The organism is Pseudomonas sp. HY13-MNA-CIBAN-0226 (assembly GCF_040310305.1).
Classification (GTDB): Bacteria; Pseudomonadota; Gammaproteobacteria; order Pseudomonadales; family Pseudomonadaceae; genus Aquipseudomonas; species Aquipseudomonas gregormendelii.
The window spans coordinates 176,208-194,003 of the sequence record NZ_JBEOPS010000013.1; the positions used below are offsets into that span (position 1 = coordinate 176,208).

A 17,796-nucleotide genomic window follows, 5' to 3' on the forward strand; every position below is an offset into this window, starting at 1 on the left:
GTAACTTTTCTCTGCCTGTTAAACGCCCCGTCCCTTTCTCAACAACACATTCAACTGGTCAACCACCTCCGCCCAGTCCGCATCATCCAGAATTTCGTCCCGCAGGAACGTTGCCTGGCTCTGGGTCCAAAAGAATGCGTCCGCCAGGTGCAGCTCCGGCTTGAGCGGCGAGTGGGTGGCGATGAACTGGTCGATGCTGACCGGATCGTCGGCCAGCCCCAGCTGCTTGAACAGAGAGGGCAAGCTATGTGTTGGGGATTCCATGTCAGGCTTCCTATGGTGATCAAGAAGTAATCGCGAGCAGACTCGTCCCCACAGTTGAGCGCATTTTCCCTGCGGGAGCGAGCCTGCTCGCGAATAGAGGTCGCTGACGCCGCAGAATTCAATCACTCACCTCGACCACCTGCGCGTGCGGCACCATTTTCAAGTACTGCGGCACACTCATGTGTAGCAGGTTGTTGTGATTACCCGCCTCCAGGTAGATGTCTTTTTGCCGCGTCAGCAACGGGTCGATGACCATGTCCAGGCCGTAGGACTCACCCAGCGCCGGCACCGCTCCGCGTTCGCAGTCATTGAACAGGTGCGCCAGGTTGCTTTCACGAGTGATCTGCCACTCGCCGCTGCCGCGGACCTTGCTCAAGTCCAGGTGGCGACTGGCCGGCAGGACGGCCATCAGGTAACGCCCATGGTGATCATCCAGGATCACCGACTTGGCCACTCGTTCGGCCGGAATACCGGCGACACGCGCGGTTTCCAGGCTGCTGGCCGAGTGAGGGTGACTGACGATGTCAAATTCGCAGTTGGCCTTGTCCAGGCTGTTCTGCACGGTTCTTGCCATACGCATGATGCACCTCGGTGTCCGCAGGGTTCACCTGCGGACGATGGATAAACCTGTTGGCTCCATGACAAAAGTCTAGGCCCGCCAAGGCGATCGCGGGGGGAAATCCGCCCATCGGGGCGGTGTGTCGATTGATCAAAATCCATACAGTCGAGCCCTCTACTAGACTGCGAAAGCGGTGCCTCAGTCAGCATGGGTACTGAATGTGACGGCCTCTTCGCGGGCAAGCCCGCTCCCACAGGGATTTGTGGTGTCGATTCGAGTTGAGTCGTTCGAGCTCCCACAGTTTCTGCAATTTGCCTTACCAATCGTAAGTCAGGCTCGACACCACGGTCCGGCCATCGCCGTAGCAGCAATCCCACTGGCTGCGGCAACTGGCAAAACGACATTGATCAACGGCTAACTGTGGCTGCCTCAAGCGGATACACCGACTCCCATCCACCGCCCAGCGCCTTATACAAGCCCACCATCGCCAACGACACCCCGGTCGAGCTTTCCACCCACTGTTCCTGGGTCGCCAGCAGTTCGCCTTGTACGGTGAGTACGTTGACGAAATCGACTACCCCTTCGACGTATTGCCGTTGCGCGGTGGTCAGTGCGATCTGGTTCTGGCGCACGGCTTCGGCCAGGCTGTCCCGGCGCCGTTGGCTGGCGTTGTAGGCGCTCAGTTGATCATCGATTTCGTGCCACGCGCGCAAGACGGTTTGCTGATAGGCGATAGCCGCTTCCTGTTGCTGGGCTTCGCGCAGGTTGAGCACGCCGCGCAGGCGACCGCCGTCGAACAGTGGCAGGCTGAACTGCGGACCGATGCCAAATGCGCGGGAACCCCAGCTACCGAAATCACTCAACTGCAGCGCTTGGGAGCCGACGTTGCCCGACAAGGTAATCCGTGGATAAAAATCGCCTTTGGCCACGCCAATATTGGCGGTGGCGGCGTGCAGGCGCGCTTCGGCCTGACGGATATCAGGTCGTCGCTCGGCCAGTTGCGAAGGCAAGCCAATGGCGATCTGACTTGGGCTTTGCGGCACCGGTGCATCGGCGGCCAACTCGGCGGACAGCGCATGGGGTGGTTCCCCCATCAACAGGCTCAGCGCGTTGATCAACTGCGACTGGCGTTGCTCAAGCGATGGCAGGCGCGACTCGATGGCGGACACTTGCGCAGCGGCTTCGGCGACATCCAGGTCCGTGGCGACGCCGTCGGCCAGGCGCAGCTGTGACAGCTTGAGGCTGTGCCGGGCGACGTCGAGGTTTTGTTCGGTGACTGCTCGTGTGCCTTGTACTCCGCGCAGCTGGATGTAGTCCCGGGCGGTCTCGGCGAGCACCGACAGCAGTACCCCGCGACGATCATTTTCGGCGACTTCGAGGGTGGCATCGGCAGCCTCGGTCTCGCGCCGCACCCGGCCCCAGAAATCCAGCTCCCAGGACGCCGAGAAGCCGGCATCCCACAAATTGAAGGCCGAATCACCGTTGTTGCCCGAAGGGTCGTTCAACCCTTCGCCGCTGTTGCGTTTACGCCCATAGCTGCCGGTGGCGGCGGTGTTGGGGTAACGGTCGGCGGTGATCACCTGGCGTGCTGCGCGGCTTTGCTGCAGGCGACTGCTGGCGAGTTTGAGGTCCAGGTTGTCGGTCAGGGCGCGCTGGGTGAGCGCTGACAGCTTGGGATCGTTGAACACTTCCCACCAGCGCTCGTCCATGTTTTCGGCGACCGCCTGACTCGCGGCGGCCTTGGTGGGCTGCGACCAGTCGGCCATTTGCTGTACCTGGGGTTTCTGGAAGTCGGAGCCGACCGTGCAGGCTGAGAGGCTTATTACCAGTAAGGCACAGAGGGTGAGTTTTGGCTTGCGGCCTCTTCGCGGGCAAGCCCGCTCCCACAGGTGATCAGAGTCCGGGCAAAACGTGGGGGAATGAATCAGGCCCCTTGTGGGAGCGGGCATGCTCGCGAAAGCGCCGGCCCAATCAAGCAATCCTTTCATCGTTGCGCCACCTCATGCTTATCGGTCGCGGCAGTGTCGATACTCGCCTCCACCGACATCCCTACTCGCAGCCGCTCGGCCGACGGCTGCCCTGGATCAAGCACAATCTTCACCGGAATCCGCTGTACCACCTTGGTGAAGTTACCCGTCGCGTTGTCCGGCTTGATCGACGCAAACGTCACCCCGGTGGCCGGTGCAATACTTTCGACACGCCCCGTCAGCGCCTCGCCGTCCAGGCTGTCCACCCGCACCTGGACCTGCTGCCCGGGCCGCACGTCGGCCAATTGGGTCTCCTGAAAGTTGGCCACCACATAAGCCTGCGCCAGCGGCACCACTGCGAGGATTTTGCTGCCGGGCGTGACGTACGCGCCGACTCGCACTGCGCGCTCGCCAACCATGCCGTCCTGGGGCGCAACGATGCGTGTATAGGACAGTTCAAAACTGGCAATTTCCAACGCAGCCTGTGCACGCTTGAGGCCACCTTCAGCCGCATCCCGCTGGGCGATGAGGATGTCCACCTGCTTGCGCTCTGCGGCCAATACAGCCGTGACATTGGCCAGCTTCGCCGACGCCTGGTCGATGCGAGTGCGGGCTTGCTGTGCGTTCTGTACCGTGCCGGCACCGACGCCAGCGAGGTGGTTGTAGCGGTTCAGTTCATGTTCGGCGAAGTCCCGTTCTGCCTTGGCCGATACCACGCTCGCTTGCGCCTGAGCGATCACGGAGGCCTGGCGCTCCAGCGTTGCCCGCACATTCTGCAATTGAGCCCTGGCGACCAGCGTTTCCGCATCGGCGGCCTGGGCAGCTGCGCGCAGGTCCCGGTCATCAATCAGCGCCAGCAACTGGCCGGCCTTGACCTGCTGGTTGTCTTCCACCAGCACTTCCTTGATGAACCCGGCAACACGCGGGACCACCAGGGTGAAGTCCGCAGAAACGAAAGCATCATTGGTGGTCTGGTGTGTGCGTTTGCCGAACAAACCGGGTGCCAGCAGGTAAATCAATACGCCGAGCGTAACCACCGCCGCGATGCCGACGGCCGCTTTTTTCCTGGAGAGAGTCGTCATAAAAACCTTCTGTTTCGTGGAGCGTTCAAGTCGGGGCCCGGGGCGGATAGATCCGCGTTGGCATCCAGAAAATCAGCAGGATCAGCGCCAATGCGACGCCGGCCATGCACAGATAGAGATCCGATGCGGTGAGCACGACGACCTGCTGGTGCAAACGGTGAGCGAGGCCGGCGCTGTCACTGTCCACCAGGGGCGAATTGCCGAGACGGTCGACTAGCATGGTCGAGTGAAAATGTTGTCTTGCGGTGGTCAGCGCCTCGATCACGCCGGTGGCGATCACCGCCGACAGGCCCTTGACCGTGTTGAACCAGGCGGAGGCGAACGGCCCTTCCATCGGGCTGATACTGCCGGTGGACAGCATCAGCAACGGCAGCACCGACATGGGCTGGCCGAAAATCTGCAGCAGTTGCAGCGGGTAGAAATCGTCGCGAATCCACACCGACGTCAGTTGCGAGCCCCCGAGGCACGACAGCACCAACATGCCGAGGCCAATCCCCAGTACCCATCGGCAATCGACCCAGCGCAGGTTGCACAAGGCCGCCACCAGGGGCAGCGCGATCAACTGTGGCAGTGCTGCCAACAAGGTGATCGGCGCGGTTTGTATCGGGCGATAACCCTGGACCTGCGCCAGGTAGCTGGACGGAATAATGATCACCGCCAGCAGGATCACCAGCACCCCGGCCAGGGTCAGCAACGCGAAGGCCAGGTTACGGATACCAAGCATCTGCATCTTGAAAAACGGCATCGGTTGCGACCATTCGTTGATCAGGAACAGCACCAGCAGCAGCAACCCGCCGCCGAGCAACGTGCAGATAAGGCTCGACTCGAACCAGTCCAGGCGATTGCCCTGCAGGATGCCGATCACCAGCATGCAGATCGCCGGGAATCCCAACAGCAAACCGCGCCAGTTGAACTGTTTGCAGCGCTCAAGGCGCAGCGGATCCTGGGGCAAACCGTAAGCCACCGCCGCCATGGCGATCAGGCACGGCACGACGATTTGCCAGAAGGTCCACTGCCAGCCGACATACTCTGTCCACAGCCCGGCCAGCGGAGTGCCCAGGCCGGGACCAAAAGTGGCGGTCAATGCATACCCTGCCAGCCCGTAGAGCTTCACGTCGGCCGGCAGGAAGCGCAGCGCGACCGTCATCAGCATCGGCGGCAACGCTCCCCCCGCCAGGCCTTGCAAAGTGCGCATCAGCAGCAGGCTTTCGTAGTTCGGAGCGAACGGACACAGCACACCCAGCACGGTGAACACGCCGATGGCCCAGAGCGTGAACCGGCGCAGGGAGAAGGTCACCGAACACCACGGAGCGAAGGCCATGGCCGCCACCGAAGTGGCGGTGTAGCTGGCGACCAGCCAGGTACCTTCGTCGTAACCAATGGCCAGCGCACCGCGGATGTCGGCGAGGGCCACCTTGGTGACCATCTCGTTCAGGCCGGACACCAGCACGGCGATGAGCACGCCGACCAGGCCAATGATGATTCGCGGGCCGAATACCGGGGGCGAAGCAGCGGTCGTGGCGACAGGTGCCGGGACCGTGAGGGAAGTCATGTACTGCAGGCTCCGGGATTTGAATACCCGGTTATTTTATGGAGGGTGGCAGCTGACGAAAATCAACTTATTGGCAGGTTATAAGTGCGTGGGGCGCAATCGTCATAAAAGATCAAAAGATCGCAGCCTTCGGCAGCTCCTGCAGGCATACCTGAAGGCGGCTGCGATCTTCTGATCTTTTAAGGCTGCGCCGCCAACCAGGTCTCATCGCAACACGCTTTCAACGTCTCGCGCAGCCAGCGATGCGCTGGATCCTTATCGAACCGAGGATGCCAGGCCTGCGTCAGCATGATGGTCGGCAGCGGTATCGGCAGGGTAAACGAGCGCAGCTTCAGACCCAGGCGCCGGATGCTCAGCAGCGCCTCCTTGGGCACCGGCAGGATCAAATCGGAATCCGGCAACGCAAACATCGCCGCATGAAAACTCGGCGCAATCACCGCTACCCGCCGCTCCAACCCCAAGGCATTGAGCGCCGTATCAATCGGCCCCCGGGCAATACCACGGCGCGACATGCTGATATGGGAAAACCCCGCATATCGCTCGGCAGTGATCTCTTCATCGAACAACGGGTGATCCTCACGAACCAGGCCAACGAAGTGCGTAGCAAACAGATTTTGTACTTTAACCTCAGGCATCAGCGGGCGATTGTTGCTCACGCTCAGATCGATCCGCCCCTCGCGCAAGGCCTCGTCATCCCCATCCCCCTCGGGAACAAAGCGCAGCTCACAATGCGGGGCCTGGCGCTCCATGGTGTCGAACAGCTTGCCGCCGTAAACGCCCACAAAGAAGTCATTGGCGCGAATGCTGAAACGTCGGCGCAAACTGCTCAGATCCACGTCATCCGCCGAGCGAAACAGCAACGAGGCCTGCTCCACCACATCCCGCACCTGCTCACGCAACTCCAGCGCCTTGGGCGTCGGCACCAGGCCACGCCCCGCCCGCACCAGGATCGGATCGCCAATGGCTTCACGAATACGCGTCAGCGTCCGACTCATCGCTGCCGGGCTGAGATTCATCCGCCGCGCAGCGCCCACCACGCTCCCCTCGTCGAGCAAGGCGTCGAGGGCGACTAAAAGATTCATGTCCGGAAGTTGCATACTGAGCACTCGTAAACGATCAGGATTGACTCAACCGCAATCCTAACAGCGAAGCCGTACCCTGTAGGAGCAAAGCTTGCTCGCGATGAACGATGAAGCGTTGATCAGTTAGACAGCGTTGCGGCAATCGCGAGCAAGCTTTGCTCCCACAGGTTAAGAGAGGTGAAGGCTTACCGCTGCATCCCCCACCGCTTCACTGTCACTCTTTCCAACGTATCAAACACCAGGTTCTCCACGAGCAGCCCAATCAGAATCACCACCGCTAACCCGGCAAACACCTTATCGGTGTACAGCTCATTGCGATTCTGAAAAATGTACCAGCCCAACCCACCCTTGCCGCTGGTAGCTCCGAACACCAGTTCAGCGGCAATCAGCGTACGCCAGGCGAAGGCCCAGCCTATTTTCAAACCCGCGAGGATTGAGGGCAGCGCGGCGGGGATGAGGATGAACAGGACAAATCTCATCCCCTTGAGCCCGTAATTACGCCCGGCCATGCGCAGGGTTTCCGAGACCCCGAGAAAGCCGGCGTAGGTGTTCAGCGCCAATGCCCACAACACCGAATGCACCAGCACGAAAATCAGGCTGTTCTGCCCCAGCCCGAACCACAGCAGTGCCAATGGCAGCAGTGCAATGGCCGGTAGCGGGTTGAACATCGAGGTCAGGGTGCTGAGCAGATCGCGGCCGAACTGGGTGGATACCGCCAAGGTGGTCAAGCCAAATGCCAGGACGATGCCGATCAGGTAGCCCTTGAGCAGCACTACCAGAGAGATCCACACCTTGCCCAGCAATTCGCCACTGAGCAGCCCTCCATACAGGGCGTTGGCGGTTTGCATGAAGCTGGGCAGCAGCAGGTCGTTGTTCTGGATTCGCGCAATCACTTCCCACAGCACCGCGAGCATTATCAGGATCAGACTTTTGCGCAGCCAGCCTTGCTGCCAAAGGCGCTGGCGCAACGGCAACTCACGCTCCACCGGAACACTCAACAGTGGCTGCAGGTCAGTTTCAAACTCTTTACGCGGGGATGATAAAAGGCTCATCGGGCACTCCTCTCAATGGCTCAATAAGCGATGCGGATGTCGGAAAAATCCAGCTCACGCTCGGTTTCCGGCGACTGGCCTTCATCGAACAGCAACCGGTGAATCCGTCGCGCCGACGCTTGAAATTGCGATCCACCGAGGCTGTGCAAATCGTATTGATGGCTATGGACTTCCGCCCGCACTCGTCCTGGATGGGGCGATAGCAGGAGGATGCGATTGCCCACCACCAACGCTTCTTCGATGGAGTGAGTGACGAACAGCAAGGTAAAGCGCACCTCTTCCCAAAGCAGCAGTAGTTCTTCCTGCATCTTGCGTCGGGTGAGGGCGTCGAGGGCGGCGAAGGGTTCGTCCATGAGCAGGATTTTGGGTTGCATGGCCAAGGCGCGAGCGATGGCGACACGCGCCTTCATGCCACCGGACAAGGTATGCGGATAGGCATCGGCGAACGCCCCCAGACCGACCTTGTCGAGGTAGTGCAGCGCGCGCTGCTCAGCTTCTTTGCGCTTGAGGGTTTTAGAGGCCAGCAGCGGAAACATGACGTTCTGCTTTACGGTTTTCCAGGGCGGGAGTTGGTCGAATTCCTGAAAAACCACGATGCGGTCCGGGCCTGGCGCATGGACCGTCTGCCCCTGCAGGCGGATCTCGCCTTCGCAGGGCTCAATGAACCCGGCGACAGCCTTGAGCAGCGTGGATTTACCGCAACCTGAAGGGCCAAGAAGCACGAAGCGGTCGGCCGGATCGATCTCGAAACTGACTTGGTGGGTCGCTCGAACCACACGCTGGGGCGTGCGGTACTCGAGGCTGACTTTATCGACCGACAGCAACGCCTGGGTTGCTGCGCTCGGTTTGCTGACCGTGTGGCCTTGCAAGGGGGCGTTCATTTTGATCAGCTCCCCTGCAGCGGTTTGGCATCCTGGAAGAAGTAATCTTTCCAGGAATCCGGTTTGTTTTTAATCGCGCCGACGCGGTACAGGAACTCGGCCAGCGGATAAGTATTTTTCGGCGTGACGCTGAATTCGTACTGCGGGTTATCGATGATTTTCAGCAGCGCGGCACGGTCGATTTTCGCCTTGGTCACACGGATGTAGGTATCAGCCGCAGCGCCTTTGTCGTTCTGGGCGAACTGCGCCGCTTCGGTCAACGCATCGACAAAGGCCTTGTAGGTCTTGGGGTTCTCGTCGCGGAATTTCTCGGTGGCAAACAGCACCGTCGGCGAGTTTGGACCGAGCAGGTCGTAGGTGTTGAGCACCACGTGCACGTTGGGATTTTCCAGGGCCTGATCCTGGAACGGCGGATTGGAGAAATGCCCGCTCAGCTCGGTACCACCGGCGATCAGCGCAGCCGTGGCGTCCGGATGGGGCAGCGCGATGGTGTACTTGTCGAGACGATTGAATTCCTTGTCACCCCACTGCCTGGCGGCGGCGTATTGCAGGAAGCGCGACTGCACGGACACCCCGACCGCCGGCACCGCGATGCGGTCCTTTTCAGTAAAATCGGCGATGGTCTTGACCCTGGGATTGTTGCTCACCAGGTAGTACGGAAAGTTGCCCAGGGACGCGACGGCCTTGACGTTCTGCTTGCCGTGGGTGCGGTCCCAGATGGTCAGCAACGGTCCTACGCCGGCGCCGGCGATGTCTATGGAGCCCGAGAGCAAGGCGTCGTTGACTGCCGCGCCTCCGGACAACTGGGTCCAGTCGACCTTGATATCGATGCCCTGCTGTTTGCCGTGTTTCTCGATGAGATTCTGATCGCGCACGACGTTGAGGAGCAGGTAAACGATGCCGAATTGTTCAGCAATACGGATTTCACCCTCGGCGTGGGCTGCGGCGGGTGCTACCAGGCTGCCGGCGATCAGGCTCAAACCCAGGCCTATAGCGGCAGCCAGGGGTGCAAATGGAAGACGTCTGGACATGGTGTTTCTCCGGCAAATCAGAAAGGCGCATCGCCCTGGATGGTGGTGCGATACAGCTTGCGGCGCAGATGACTTGGGCATCCAGCGGCGAGGTGGATCAGCGAGCGGTTGTCCCAGAACACCAGGTCATGGGGCTGCCATTGATGGCGATAGATGTTTTGCTCGAGCACACTGTGGGCGTACAGCTCGGCCAACAGTGGCCGGCTCTCGTCTTCGGGCAGGCCGACGATGCGCGTGGTGAAGCCTTCACTGACGAACAACGCCTGGCGCCCGTTTTCCGGGTGGGTACGAACGATGGGGTGCACGACTTCGACGACTTGGGCGAGTTGCTCCGGTGTCAGGGTGGGACGCCAGTTGCCTTCGAACTTGGTCTCGCTGTAGCGCGCCGTGTACGAATGCGCAGCCGAGCGGCCTTCGACGGCTTTGCGCAGCGCGTCCGGCAGGTTGTCCCAGGCTTTGTGCATGTCGGCGAACAGCGTATCGCCGCCTTCGGACGGCAGCTCCTGGGCATGCAGCATCGAGCCCAGGCTTGGAAGTTCTTTATAGGAAAGGTCGGAGTGCCAGAACTTGCCAGCGTCACCGAGGCCGATGGATTGGCCGTTTTCGATGATGTTGGAAACGATGAGGATTTCCGGGTGGCCGGCGAGCAGAAACTGCTTGAGGACATGGATTTGCAGCACGCCAAACCGGCGGCTGAAATCAATCTGTTGTTCGGGGGTGATGCGCTGGTCGCGAAATACCACCACGTGATGGTCAAGGTGCGCTCGGTGAATGCGGGCGAAATCCTGATCATTGATCGGGCGGGACAGGTCAAGGCCGATGATTTCGGCACCGACAGCGCCAGTGAACGGGCGAATGTCGAAGGTTTGTGGCGCGATGCTGCTGGAGGCGGATACGGCGGACATAAAAATCACTCCCACGCACGGCACGCTCAAAGGCGCGCGCGTCGATCAAGAAACTCACGGAGGTCCCGTGTTGGTTCGTGTCGTGCGGCGCGCCGATTGGTCGGCAGGTACGCAGGGAAGTGACTTTATAGATATAAGAATTATAATTTAAATACCGTTATTGAATAACGATATGGCTTTTGTTTCGTGAGGCTTGGGGCCTCCTGCAGGAGCGAGCTCGCTCGCGATGGTCGTCAACGATAACGCTGGCTTCCTGACACCCCGAGGCGGTCTCGGGGTTTTCGCGAGCAAGCTCGCCCCTACAGGGATGGGTGCATCGCGGATGAAATCTACCGCTCGTGCAAGGCCTCAGCCCGAGCGCGAATGATCGGCTTGAGCAGATAGCTCAGCACCGTTTTCTTGCCCGTGATGATATCCACCGAAGCCACCATCCCGGGGATAATCAGCAGCGGCTTCTCATCTGTGCCCAGGTGGCTCTTATCGGTGCGCAGCTTGATGATGTAGTAAGTGGTTTTCTTGTCTTCATCGGTGATGGTGTCCGCACCAATCTGCTCAAGCCTGGCTTTCAGACCACCATAGATGGTGTAGTCGTAGGCGGTGAATTTTACCGTCGCTTCCTGCCCCGGATGCAGGAACGCGATGTCCTGCGGGCGAATCTTGGCTTCCACCAGCAAGGTGTCGTCCAGCGGCACGATCTCGATAAGATCACTGCCCGGCTGGATCACCCCACCAATGGTGTTCACCAGCAGCTTGTTGACGATGCCGCGCACGGGCGATGTCACCAGGGTCCGGCTGACACGGTCTTCCAGCGCCTTGCCGGTAGCCTGGGCCTTGTTCAGGTCAGTGCGGGCTTCGTTGAGCTGGGTCAGCGCTTCACTGCGGAATTTGCCCCGGGTCTCGTCAATCTTGCGCGCCACTTCCTTGATGGCAGACTCGGCCCGCGGAATAGCCAGCGTCATCGCATCCAATTGGCCACGGGTTTCAACCTCGGCGCGCTTGAGTCGCAGCACCTCTACCGGCGACACCGCACCCTGGGCCACGAGCGGCTCGGACATGTTGATTTCCTGACGCTGCAAGGCCAGTCCATTACGGTACTGGGACTGCTTGGAGGTGAACTCGCGCAGCTCCTGCTGGCGCTGGATCAACTGCTCTTGCAGGCCGCCGATCTCATCGTGCAGCTGCTGGCGACGACTGATGTACAGCGATTCCTCACTGGCGGCCTGACCCGGAACGGCCTTCAGCACGTCGGCTGGAAACTTCAGTGGACGGTCATCGACTTCGGCACTCAGGCGCTCTACACGCAGCAGCATCGCCAGGCGATCAGCTTCGGTTTCGCCAACGTTGGAGGCGAAACGCGTGTCGTCCAGGCGGATCAAAGGGGCACCGGCCTCGACGATCTGCCCTTCCGAGACAAACAGCTCGGCAACGATACCGCCCTCAAGGTTCTGGATTTTCTGGATCTTCGACGAAGGAATCGCCTTGCCGTCGCCCTTGGTGACCTCATCGATCACGGCAAAATTGGCCCAGATCAGGAGGAACAGGAAAAAGCCGATGATGCCCCAAATGGTCAGGCGCACCACGCGCGGAGCATCTTCGATGAGGGCCTTGTTAACCTCCGGAAGCGGCTGGCCATGCAGTGAATCAGTGCCTTTGAAATAGCGGCGGATGGAACCTTTGATCCCGGACTTAAGCAACACTGATTTGCCCCTTTTTCAACGCTTCCATCACCACGGCTTTAGGCCCATCGGCGAGTATCTGCCCACGGTCGATGACGATCAGGCGATCGACCAGCGACAACAGCGAGGCACGGTGCGTCACCAGCACCACGGTCTTGTTTTCAATCACCGCTGCGAGGCGTTGCTTGAGGCGTTCTTCACCGGTGTTGTCCATGGCGCTGGTCGGCTCATCGAGCAACAGTATCGGCGGATTGAGCAGCAGCGCTCGGGCCAGGGCCACGTTCTGCCGCTGACCGCCAGACAGGTTTTGCCCCCGCTCACCCACCTGCAACTCATACCCCTGCGGGTGCAGGCGGGCGAACTCGTGCACGCCTGCCAGCTCGGCGGCTTGCAGGACCATTTCGTCTTCCACATAACGTGCGCCGGAGACCAGGTTGTCGCGCAGTGTGCCGGACAGCAGCTGGATATCCTGAGCCACGTAGCCAATGCTGTGGCGTAACTCGCTGACGTCGATCTGGCGAATGTCGACACCGTCCACCAGCAACGCACCGTCATCCGGTTGATACAGGCCCACTATCAGCTTGGCCAGCGAGCTCTTGCCCGAGCCGCTGCGACCGATAATGCCGATTTTCTCGCCCGGCTTGATGACGAGGTTGATATTTTTCAGCGCCGGGTTCTGTTGTTGCGGGTAGGTGAAGTTCAACTGACGGCATTCGATGCCACCCTGCAGTACCTTGCGGCTCAGCGGACGCTCTTCGAAATTGCGCTCCTGGGGCAATTCCATCATCTGGTCGACCGAGGTCATGGTGACCCGCGCCTGTTGATAGCGGGTCAGCAGGCCGGACAGCGACGCCAGCGGGCTGAGCGCGCGACCACTGAGCATGTAGCAGGCGATGAGGCCGCCCATGCTCAAATTGCCAGCGATGATCTGGTACACGCCGAACACAATCATGATCACCCCGGCCAGTTGCTGGATCAGCAGGGTGATATTCATGGCCAGGCCGGAGAGCATTTTCACCCGCAGCTCAAGGCGGCTGAGGGTGCCGATGGTTTGTTCCCACTGGTACTGGCGTTCGCTTTCGGCGTTGTTGACCTTCACTGCATCCAGGCCGGCCAGGGTTTCGATCAGGCTCGACTGGCGCTCTGCGCCGAGCGCCATGGTGCGCTCCATGGTCGCGACCAGTGGCTTCTGCAGCGCATAACCGATCAGCAAGGCAATCGGGAAGGCCAGCACCGGAATCCACACCAGGTGCCCGCCGAGGATCGCGATAACCATGAAGATCAGCAGCGTGAACGGCAGGTCGATCAGGCTGGTGAGGGTCAGGGACGCGAGGAAGTCGCGCAGGCTCTGAAACTCGTGGATGTTTTGCGCGAAGCTGCCGACCCGGGCTGGCCGAAACTTCATCGACATACCCACAATTCGCTCGAACAGCGTTGCCGAGATGATCAGGTCGGTTTTCTTGCCGGCAAGATCCAGGCACAGGCTGCGCAGGCTCTTGAGAATCAGGTCGAACATGTAGGCGCCGCAGATACCGATGGCCAGCACCCAGAGGGTGGACTCGGCCTGGTTCGGCACTACGCGGTCGTACACGTTCATGACGAACAAGGGCGCCGCCATGGCGATGATGTTGATCAGGAAACTGGCGGCGATCGCATCGGCATACAACCAGCGGGAACGCTTGAGGGTGTCGCGAAACCACGACCGCGCGCGGGGAATGAGCGTGCCGTGATTGACGTCGAATTTATGTTGGGGTTGGGCGAAGAACACTTTGCCGATGTAGTCGTCGGCCAGCAGTTCTCGAGCAACGAGACTCTCACCGCCGTCGCTTTCGCTCAACAGCAAGCGAGCCTGGTCTTCGCCATGCCAGCCGAGAAGTACGGCGCTTCGACCGTCCTTGAGCAGCAGCAGCGCGGGCATTGCGATCTCTGGTATCTGCTCCAGCTTGCGCACCAGCACTCGCCCTTGCAGGCCAGCACGGGCCGCAGCGCGCGGCAGCAACTCAACACTCAGCCGCTGCTTGGGCAATGGCAGGCCAGTGGTCAACATCGCGGCGCTGGCGGGTTTCTGATGCAACGTGCAAAGGGCTAGCAGACCGTCCAGTAACGGATCGTCATGCAACGCGCGTGGATCATGGATGAGATGAACTCGACTGACTTCTGATTCCACGCTCGGCACTCTTGGCTAACAATTGAACGATTAAGGTTCTGCTCAATCCGTACCGGGCAGTTGGACCTTGGCTTTACGCTGTTTTGCACAACGGATGCCAACGGTGCGACCACTCCCTGGCTCTTGAGCAACTTGCCCATGGTCGCCTTGATTCGGTACTGAGTAAATAACTGAATGTTTCTGATCCACGCAGAGCACGGATTGTTGACGCGTTGCTGAGAAGCACGCCGCAAATCCGGCAATAGCAACTTGCGACACCCCTGAACTTCATGAGGTGCGATTTAATTCCTGCGAATACCCCCGAGACCCAGTCCCAGGAAAAATGATGCAAAACGAGCAATCAGGAGAAATTGTCGGACCGGTTCGTTGGTCAATGGCTAGTCTGGATAATTGATAATTCGTTGTCCTGAATCACTGCAAAACGTGCACTTACGGGGGATTCTGAGCAGACCGTATACCGTTTGTCGGAAAGTCCAAAATGGGTACTGGATCACACGGTTTGGCACCGCTCGACACCCGAATATCAATGTGACATTACCGGGGCGATTGTTTAGGATGGCAACCATAAGGTCAATAGTTTGGCATATGGTTTATAGCCGAAAATTATTGACAGAATATTGACGCAAGAAAGCGTCAAAGTTGTAACTATTATTGCAGGAAAGAGCGTCCAGACTGATTAGGCAACAGTGCCGTCAGGTCCATGGAAGTCTACTGAACGTGACACCCGGAGAGTCTTCAATGAGCAGTGTTGTTGCCATCGTCAAAAGCATTGTTGGTCAAGTTTTCGTGGTGTCCCCAGAGGGCATCCGGCGCGTGCTTGTTGAAGGCGACCGCCTGTTCGTCGGTGATCAGGTCGACACCGGCCTGGCCGGCTCCGTCACCCTCGAGCTGGCCGACGGCCGCACACTGGACCTGGGTCGCGAGACGCAATGGAGCGGCAGCGCTCCGGACTCCATCACCGACCTGGCCGAGGCCACCGCGCAAGCCGCGCCATCGGTTGAAGAACTGCAACAAGCCATCGTAGCCGGCGCCGACCCGACCAAAGATCTGGAAGCCACTGCGGCAGGCCCTACGGCTACCGGCACGGGCGGCGCGGCAGGAGGTGGTCATAGCTTCGTGATGCTTGATGCAACCGCCGGCCGGGTTGACCCGACCGTTGGTTTTCCAACTGCAGGTTTTGGCGCAGTGCCGCTGACCACGCTGGAAACCGTTGATACCCAGAACACCAACAACAACGCCGTTGCCGACGCGCCTCTCACCTCGACGCTGAGCCTGAGCGCAACCCCGACTATCACCGAGGCCGGCGGCGTACTGGTCTACACCGCGAACTTGAGCCAGGCGCCTCTGAGTGACCTGACCATCACCCTATCCAATGGCGCGGTCATCGTAGTTGCCGCGGGCCAGACCACCGGCACCGTCAATGTGCCTCTCGCGCCGAACGACACTGTCTATAACGACCCGAGCCAGATCGAAGTAACCGTCACCGGCACTACAGGCGGCGGGATCACAGTGGCGCCTCCGACCACTCCGGCCGTTACCCAAGTCACTGACACCGTGGACACCACCAACGTCACGCTGACTGCGGGGTCGACCGTTGTTGAAGGTGGCCCGATCACCTACACCGCGACCTTGACCAACCCGGCGCAGACGCCTGTCACCGTAACCTTGAGCAATGGTTCGGTCATTACCATTGGCGCAGGTCAGACCACCGGCACCGTCGTGGTCCAGACTCCGGCGAATGACGTCTATATAAACGGCAGCACTGTCAGCACTACGATCACTGGCGCTACTGGTGGCAACTTTGAAAACCTGGTGCCAAGTACTACGCCGGCTGTTACCACCATTACCGATTCGATCGATGCCACCGCTGTCACCCTGACTGCTGGCTCGACTGTTGTTGAAGGTGGCCCGATCACCTACACCGCGACCTTGACCAACCCGGCGCAGACGCCTGTCACCGTAACCTTGAGCAATGGTTCGGTCATCACCATCGGCGCGGGTCAGACCACTGGCACCGTCGTGGTCCAGACTCCGACCAATGACGTTTATGTCAACGGCAGCACCGTCAGCACCACGATCACTGGCGCTACTGGCGGTAACTTCGAAAACCTGGTGCCAAGTACTACGCCGGCTATTACCACCATTACCGATTCGATCGATGCCACCGCCGTCACCCTGACTGCTGGCTCGACTGTTGTTGAAGGCGGCGCGATTACCTACACCGCGACCCTGACCAATCCTGCCGGCACTCCGGTGACTGTGACTTTGAGCAATGGCTCGGTCATCACCATTGGTGCGGGTCAGACCACCGGCACCGTCGTGGTCCAGACTCCGGCGAATGACGTCTATATAAACGGCAGCACTGTCAGCACTACGATCACTGGCGCTACTGGTGGCAACTTTGAAAACCTGGTGCCGAGCACTACGCCGGCTGTTACCACTATCACCGACTCGATCGATGCCACCGCTGTCACCTTGACTGCTGGTTCTACTGTTGTTGAAGGCGGCGCGATCACCTACACCGCCACCTTGACCAACCCTGCCGGCACTCCGGTGACTGTGACCTTGAGCAATGGCTCGGTCATCACCATTGGTGCAGGTCAGACTACCGGCACCGTCGTGGTCCAGACTCCGGCGAATGACGTCTATGTAAACGGCAGCACTGTCAGCACTACGATCACTGGCGCTACTGGTGGCAACTTTGAAAACCTGGTGCCAAGTACTACGCCGGCTGTTACCACTATCACCGACTCGATCGATGCCACCGCTGTCACCTTGACTGCTGGTTCTACTGTTGTTGAAGGCGGCGCGATCACCTACACCGCCACCTTGACCAACCCTGCCGGCACTCCGGTGACTGTGACCTTGAGCAATGGCTCGGTCATCACCATTGGTGCGGGTCAGACCACCGGCACCGTCGTGGTCCAGACTCCGGCGAATGACGTCTATGTAAACGGCAGCACTGTCAGCACTACGATCACTGGCGCTACTGGCGGTAACTTCGAAAACCTGGTGCCAAGTACTACGCCGGCTGTTACCACCATCACCGACCGCATCGATACCGTCACTGTGACAATCGAAAGCGCCGGCGATGTGCTGGAAAACGCCGCACCGACCTTCACAATCAAGGTTGATCAGAAGCTGGATCAAGACCTGACCGTGACCCTGAGCAATGGCCAGACCGTGACTATCGCGGCTGGTGCAACTGAAGCCACCTACGCCCTGCCCGCTCAGGGCGATGACGTTTACAAAGATGGCGAGACCATCAAGCTGGGTATTACTGGTGCAGTGGTAGAAGGTAAGACCTTCGAGAACCTGGTCATCGGTACCGAGGCTCAAGTTGTTGTTGGCGATACCACCAGCGAAGTGGTTGCGACCCTGACCGCAGATAAAACCACTGTGGCGGAAGGCGGCTCGGTTACTTACACCGTGACCCTGACCAACGCAGCAGGCCTGCCGATCAACAACCACGGTGAACTGACCTTCACCCTGACTGACGGAACCCAGATCAAAGTCCCAGCCAACGGTAACGTCGGCAGCGCGACCATTGTTGCTCCGGACGACATCCTGGTTGGCGG

The 17,796-nt window shown here is 59.8% G+C and carries 13 protein-coding genes and 1 pseudogene; 1 reads left to right on the top strand and 13 read right to left on the bottom strand.

All coding sequences use genetic code 11. The annotated features are described in order from the left end of the window. Nucleotides 1–18: 18 nt before the first annotated feature. The 13 genes and pseudogenes from AAEZ05_RS16310 to AAEZ05_RS30770 form a co-directional block, all read right to left on the bottom strand. Nucleotides 19–264: a DUF2789 domain-containing protein gene (locus AAEZ05_RS16310; RefSeq protein WP_045059493.1), complete on the bottom strand. Its 246-nt coding sequence runs from the start codon at nucleotides 262–264 to the stop codon at nucleotides 19–21. A gap of 118 nt (nucleotides 265–382) precedes the next feature. Further along, nucleotides 383–844: an aminoacyl-tRNA deacylase gene (locus AAEZ05_RS16315; protein WP_045059494.1), complete on the bottom strand. Its 462-nt coding sequence runs from the start codon at nucleotides 842–844 to the stop codon at nucleotides 383–385. Nucleotides 845–1,230: 386 nt separating this feature from the next. Further along, nucleotides 1,231–2,811 carry an efflux transporter outer membrane subunit gene (locus AAEZ05_RS16320; RefSeq protein ID WP_350648056.1) on the bottom strand — a complete coding sequence of 527 codons (1,581 nt, stop codon included), beginning with the start codon at nucleotides 2,809–2,811 and terminating at the stop codon, nucleotides 1,231–1,233. Next, a complete protein-coding gene (locus AAEZ05_RS16325; protein WP_045059496.1) occupies nucleotides 2,808–3,872 on the bottom strand; it encodes an HlyD family secretion protein in 1,065 nt (354 codons plus the stop codon). Before AAEZ05_RS16325 ends, AAEZ05_RS16320 begins: the two co-directional genes overlap by 4 nt. A gap of 25 nt (nucleotides 3,873–3,897) precedes the next feature. Beyond that, the gene (locus AAEZ05_RS16330) at nucleotides 3,898–5,424 is read right to left on the bottom strand and encodes an MFS transporter (RefSeq protein WP_350648058.1); all 1,527 of its coding nucleotides are present in this window, start codon (nucleotides 5,422–5,424) and stop codon (nucleotides 3,898–3,900) included. A gap of 179 nt (nucleotides 5,425–5,603) precedes the next feature. Further along, nucleotides 5,604–6,521 (bottom strand): LysR family transcriptional regulator, encoded by a 918-nt coding sequence (locus AAEZ05_RS16335; RefSeq protein ID WP_045059498.1) that lies wholly within the window; start codon nucleotides 6,519–6,521, stop codon nucleotides 5,604–5,606. Between the two features lie 170 nt (nucleotides 6,522–6,691). Next, a complete protein-coding gene (locus tag AAEZ05_RS16340) occupies nucleotides 6,692–7,558 on the bottom strand; it encodes an ABC transporter permease (RefSeq protein ID WP_045059499.1) in 867 nt (288 codons plus the stop codon). A gap of 20 nt (nucleotides 7,559–7,578) precedes the next feature. After that, a complete protein-coding gene (locus AAEZ05_RS16345) occupies nucleotides 7,579–8,439 on the bottom strand; it encodes an ABC transporter ATP-binding protein (protein WP_350648060.1) in 861 nt (286 codons plus the stop codon). A gap of 5 nt (nucleotides 8,440–8,444) precedes the next feature. Then, nucleotides 8,445–9,470, bottom strand: a complete 1,026-nt coding sequence (locus AAEZ05_RS16350) for an ABC transporter substrate-binding protein (protein ID WP_045059501.1) — start codon at nucleotides 9,468–9,470, stop codon at nucleotides 8,445–8,447. A 17-nt stretch (nucleotides 9,471–9,487) separates the two neighbouring features. After that, nucleotides 9,488–10,375 (bottom strand): TauD/TfdA dioxygenase family protein, encoded by an 888-nt coding sequence (locus AAEZ05_RS16355; RefSeq protein WP_350648063.1) that lies wholly within the window; start codon nucleotides 10,373–10,375, stop codon nucleotides 9,488–9,490. A gap of 329 nt (nucleotides 10,376–10,704) precedes the next feature. Beyond that, a complete protein-coding gene (locus tag AAEZ05_RS16365) occupies nucleotides 10,705–12,072 on the bottom strand; it encodes an HlyD family type I secretion periplasmic adaptor subunit (RefSeq protein WP_350648064.1) in 1,368 nt (455 codons plus the stop codon). Further along, a complete protein-coding gene (locus tag AAEZ05_RS16370; protein ID WP_045059504.1) occupies nucleotides 12,062–14,218 on the bottom strand; it encodes a type I secretion system permease/ATPase in 2,157 nt (718 codons plus the stop codon). Before AAEZ05_RS16370 ends, AAEZ05_RS16365 begins: the two co-directional genes overlap by 11 nt. 42 nt (nucleotides 14,219–14,260) lie before the next feature. After that, a pseudogene (locus AAEZ05_RS30770) lies at nucleotides 14,261–14,409 on the bottom strand (TolC family outer membrane protein); the annotation flags it as partial. 547 nt (nucleotides 14,410–14,956) lie between these two features. Between AAEZ05_RS30770 and AAEZ05_RS16375 the strand changes: the two are divergent. Beyond that, nucleotides 14,957–17,796, top strand: a 2,840-nt coding sequence (locus tag AAEZ05_RS16375) for a retention module-containing protein (RefSeq protein ID WP_350648066.1), incomplete at its 3' end; no start/stop codon positions are given.